At 30.3% G+C, this 4,331-nt stretch carries 4 protein-coding genes and 6 tRNA genes; all 10 read right to left on the reverse strand.

What is annotated here, in order from left to right:
* Nucleotides 1-97 precede the first annotated feature (97 nt).
* Nucleotides 98-661 (reverse strand): sigma-70 family RNA polymerase sigma factor, encoded by a 564-nt coding sequence (locus RWR88_RS08520; protein WP_314451831.1) that lies wholly within the window; start codon nt 659-661, stop codon nt 98-100.
* 624 nt (nt 662-1,285) lie between these two features.
* On the reverse strand, nt 1,286-1,939 hold the full coding sequence (locus RWR88_RS08525; protein WP_314451832.1) for an NAD(P)H-dependent oxidoreductase: 654 nt from the start codon (nt 1,937-1,939) through the stop codon (nt 1,286-1,288).
* Nucleotides 1,940-2,010: 71 nt separating this feature from the next.
* Nucleotides 2,011-2,694 carry a methyltransferase domain-containing protein gene (locus RWR88_RS08530; RefSeq protein ID WP_314451837.1) on the reverse strand — a complete coding sequence of 228 codons (684 nt, stop codon included), beginning with the start codon at nt 2,692-2,694 and terminating at the stop codon, nt 2,011-2,013.
* 30 nt (nt 2,695-2,724) lie between these two features.
* Nucleotides 2,725-3,624, reverse strand: coding sequence for an aminoglycoside phosphotransferase family protein (locus RWR88_RS08535; protein ID WP_314451835.1), 900 nt, complete (start codon nt 3,622-3,624; stop codon nt 2,725-2,727).
* 130 nt (nt 3,625-3,754) lie between these two features.
* Nucleotides 3,755-3,838 (reverse strand) — tRNA-Leu (locus tag RWR88_RS08540).
* Between the two features lie 6 nt (nt 3,839-3,844).
* A tRNA-Cys gene (locus RWR88_RS08545) sits at nt 3,845-3,915 on the reverse strand.
* Between the two features lie 17 nt (nt 3,916-3,932).
* Nucleotides 3,933-4,004: transfer RNA gene (locus tag RWR88_RS08550), tRNA-Gln, on the reverse strand.
* A gap of 9 nt (nt 4,005-4,013) precedes the next feature.
* A tRNA-His gene (locus tag RWR88_RS08555) sits at nt 4,014-4,086 on the reverse strand.
* Nucleotides 4,087-4,099: 13 nt separating this feature from the next.
* A tRNA-Trp gene (locus RWR88_RS08560) sits at nt 4,100-4,170 on the reverse strand.
* Nucleotides 4,171-4,193: 23 nt separating this feature from the next.
* A tRNA-Tyr gene (locus RWR88_RS08565) sits at nt 4,194-4,274 on the reverse strand.
* Nucleotides 4,275-4,331 lie beyond the last annotated feature (57 nt).

The following is a 4,331-nucleotide window of genomic DNA, read 5'->3' on the forward strand; positions in this document are numbered from 1 at the left end:
CATTGGTTCTCTTTTTTTTATTCTTTTTTGTCACAAATGTATGATACCCTAACAAGTCCACACAGTATGCTAAAGAAAGTTGACCGTTATTATTAAGTTATTTTATACACTCTTTATGAATACTTTCATAAAATAATTGAAATTTTTTATGACAACGATTAAATGCACTTTTAATAGCAGCAACTGATCTATTCGCTTTTTCTGCAATCTCTTCAAAGGTATAGCCTTTTGTATACAAGCAAAAAACAGCTTTTTCAAATGCCGATAACGAATCCCAGTATTTAGACATTTCCTCTTTTAATAAAAACTCTTCCTCAATAGAAATTTGATACTTAAGATTAGAAACATCACATTTACATAAATTTTTTTCTGGAATAACACTTTCTCTATGTTCATATCGAATTAATTGAATAGCATAATTTTTTAAAGAGCGTTTATAATAAGCAATAAATGGTTTTCCTCTACTTAAATCAAATTTTTTTGCGGTATAAAATAGTAAAAAACTAGCTTCTTGTAAAAAATCTTCCAACTCTACACAATAATAAAAATGATGATAATAAATATTATACATCAATGGTTTTAATTTTTTTTCTAAAACCACAAACGCATCATCATCATCTCCTTTCTGAATTCTCATTACCAATGTTTCGATACTACACATATTTACCCCTCCTAATTTTAATTCAACTTCATTATAAGATTACCAAAATAACTATCAAGATTTTTTCTTATTTTCAATAGAATAATCCTTTGTGAAAATGAGATTCAATCTTAATAAAATAGAAAAAATCCGAATTATTCAATTTCATTAATTATTTTCATTTCTTTTTATTACATTTTTATTGATGGATAAAATAAATTTTAGAAAATAGATATAAATATATAATTTAGTATATTAAATCGAAAATCCATCTTAAAATATAGACATGAATCTTCTTAAATTTTTTTAAAACTTATAAAAAACTAAATTCTAAATTTGTGAACCCCTCATTTTTCACAAACTTTTTACAAAAATTTTTTGAAATTACAAATTTTTTAAAGAAAAATAAAATAATTAAATCTCTTAAAAAATAAAATTGAGAAAAATATTAGTAAATTTAAAAGAAAATCGGAAAAATACCTATTTTTTTCATAAATAAAATACTGACAATTACATAGTTTTTTTGTTCACAAAATATATCAGTTATTCATTCAAAAAAATAATGATTTTATTAGACAAAAAACTGTTTAAAGAAAGAATTCTTTAAACAGTTCACTATTACTATTTGATATATTTATTTTTAAACTATTCAATTACCTCATAAATGGCTTCTTTATTCCAACGAACTTTAGGAGTAATCTCTTGATCACGATATCCAAAACTTGCCATTACAGACACACCAAATTCATCCGTATTTAAGAATCCTTTTTCTTTTAAATATGCTTCTACTTTTTCTCTATTAAATCCTTCAATCGTTAAAGAATCAATTCCTAGAAGTGTTGCTGCAGACATCATATTTGCCATTTGAATATATGTTTGTTTACTAGCCCAGTCAAATAATGTTCTTTCATCATTTAAATCAGCATCTATTTCATGAAAACTCTTCACACGTGATGCGAATCTTGAAGTAGGATCATACTCACGATTTTTTACTTCCTTCATCAACTTTGCAACATAAGGGCTATCATAAGTAACTCCTTTACGAGCAAGATAAATAACAAAATGACTCGCAGCTTCTAAACTATTAATTCCACCCCATGTCATTTCTTTCAAATCTTCTTTCATTTGTTCATTTTTTAATAAAAGCATTTTCCAAGGTTCAAATCCAAGAGATGATGGAGCTAAACGTCCTACTTCCACTAATGCATCCCAATCTTCATCTGAAATACGACGATTCGGATCATATTTCTTTACTGCAAAACGTTTATGTTGTAATTCAATAACTTCATTTCTATTCATTTTAATTCTCCTTTAAATTCAATAATAAAACTCTACCACACGATATTAGTAGTTACAAGAAAATTTAACTTCTATTCCTTCATAAGCCATACATGTTGTAAAAAACTAATATCTTTATAAGGATACAAATCACATACAGCAAGTTCCATTTCAGTCATCTTTTCTATCCATTTATCTTGAATTTTTACTTCATTCATCTGTAAACTATAGAAAGTACGAATCGCTTGATACTTATCCAATTTCATTTTTGATATCTCTAATAATTTATCAATGGTATAAGTTATACCAGAATTAAATGAGACACTTCTAAATTCATTTCCTTTTAATAAATCCAATGCTTGATCTACATCATTAGAAAATACAACTGCTTGCATAATTTTACCAACCTGATTATGTTTGATAATAGATAACTTCCCATCTTGTTTTAATACTCGTTTAAATTCAGAAAGATATTTTTCTCGATTATTTTCTTCAATATACTCCAGTACATTGTGACACAAAACGATATCAAAAGATTCCGCTTCAAATTTTTCCACTTGCTCTAAGCTACCTAAAATTTTCTCATAAGTATGATTGGAATAAGCAAACAGCATTTCTTTCTCTGGTTCAATCGCAACAACTTCATTATTTTTTCCTAAAAACTGACTTACTAATCCAAGTCCTGAACCAAAATCTAAAATTCTTTTATCTTTTAAATGAGCTAATTGGGCAAAAGTAATTTCATATTGAATCTTCCCCCAAGGTTGCTCTAACATTTGTTTGTATTGTTGAATATCCACAATAAATTACCATCCTTTTTTTGACTCATCTCTTTTATAAAATTTTGGAATCATACGCTCAAAATCATCAAACCAATCTAACACTAATTTTGCCCTTTCAAGCATCGTTATCAACTGATCATTTCCATAATTTACTGCCCAAGGAATAGACCCCACAACGTCACAAGCCATATAATAAGCCATTAATTTCCAAAAGTCATCAGGAATATTCTTTCCATTAAAATAGCCATTAATTAATCCAGTTGCAAACTCATCAGATAATTGTGCAGTCCAAATCATGCGATTAAATTCTTCCATCGGATCACCGATTTCTATAGAGCCAAAATCAATAATAACAAGTTCTTTTGTTTGAGAATCAACCATCATATTTCCCACATGAAAATCGCCATGACATAATGAAATGGGTCTATCATGTAATAAATACTGATGAGTTTGAATATAGTCAATAAAAGGTTCAATTTCAGGAAAATTTATATTCGCCTTTCTAAAAGAGTCAATCTTTCTCATTGATTTCTGTAAATAAAACTCATACCAATTAATTGATTCTTCTTCAATAGAAATTGAATGAATCCTCTGTAAAAATGCCCCTGCTTGAATGCCATATTGATACAATTCTTTATCGGTTAAGTAAGTTACATATTCTCTAAAATCAACACCATCAATCCATTCATATAAACTATAAATAGAATTAGATTCATATCTTACTTCGATTAATTTAGGAATTTTAACTACTTTTTCTAAAACTGAAATATATTTCAATTCTAACTCCTTCTTCTTAAAAAAAGATAGAGGAGAAATTTTTAAAAAGTAATTCTTATCAGCTTTAACTTTATACTTCATTTCTTCAGAATATCCTTTTGAAATTAACTGCTCTGAATAATTTTCAAGTAGATCTAAAATTAGCATTGCTTACCTCCCTTATATTTTTTCAATTCACAAACCTTGTAGAAAAAATTGCCCACTTTTTGCCCACCAAATTTTTATATATAAAAAAACTAGAAACGCTGATTTAACAACATTTCTAGCTTTAACGTAGTACCGGCGGCCGGGGTCGAACCGGCACGCCCTCGCGGGCACTGGATTTTGAGTCCAGCGCGTCTGCCAATTCCGCCACGCCGGCATATAAAGGCGGTAAACGGATTTGAACCGATGATAAAGGTTTTGCAGACCTCTGCCTTACCACTTGGCTATACCGCCATTTCTATAAAAAAAAACTGGGGTAGCTGGATTCGAACCAACGAATGACGGAGTCAAAGTCCGTTGCCTTACCGCTTGGCTATACCCCAAGAAAAAAGGGCGATCGAGGGGAATCGAACCCCCGAATGTCGGTGCCACAAACCGATGCGTTAACCACTTCGCCACGATCGCCATAATATGATAACAGGGGTAGCAGGAATCGAACCCACACTAACGGTTTTGGAGACCGCTGTTCTACCTTTAAACTATACCCCTAAATAGTTAAACTATTTAATGAATGGAGGGGGGCAGATTCGAACTGCCGAACCCTAAGGAGCGGATTTACAGTCCGCCGCGTTTAGCCACTTCGCTACCCCTCCAGATGGCTCGGGACAGAATCGAACTGCCGACACTTTGAGCTTCAATCAAATGCTCTA

It is taken from the genome of uncultured Granulicatella sp., from assembly GCF_963528195.1.
In the GTDB taxonomy this organism is placed as follows: domain Bacteria; phylum Bacillota; class Bacilli; order Lactobacillales; family Aerococcaceae; genus Granulicatella.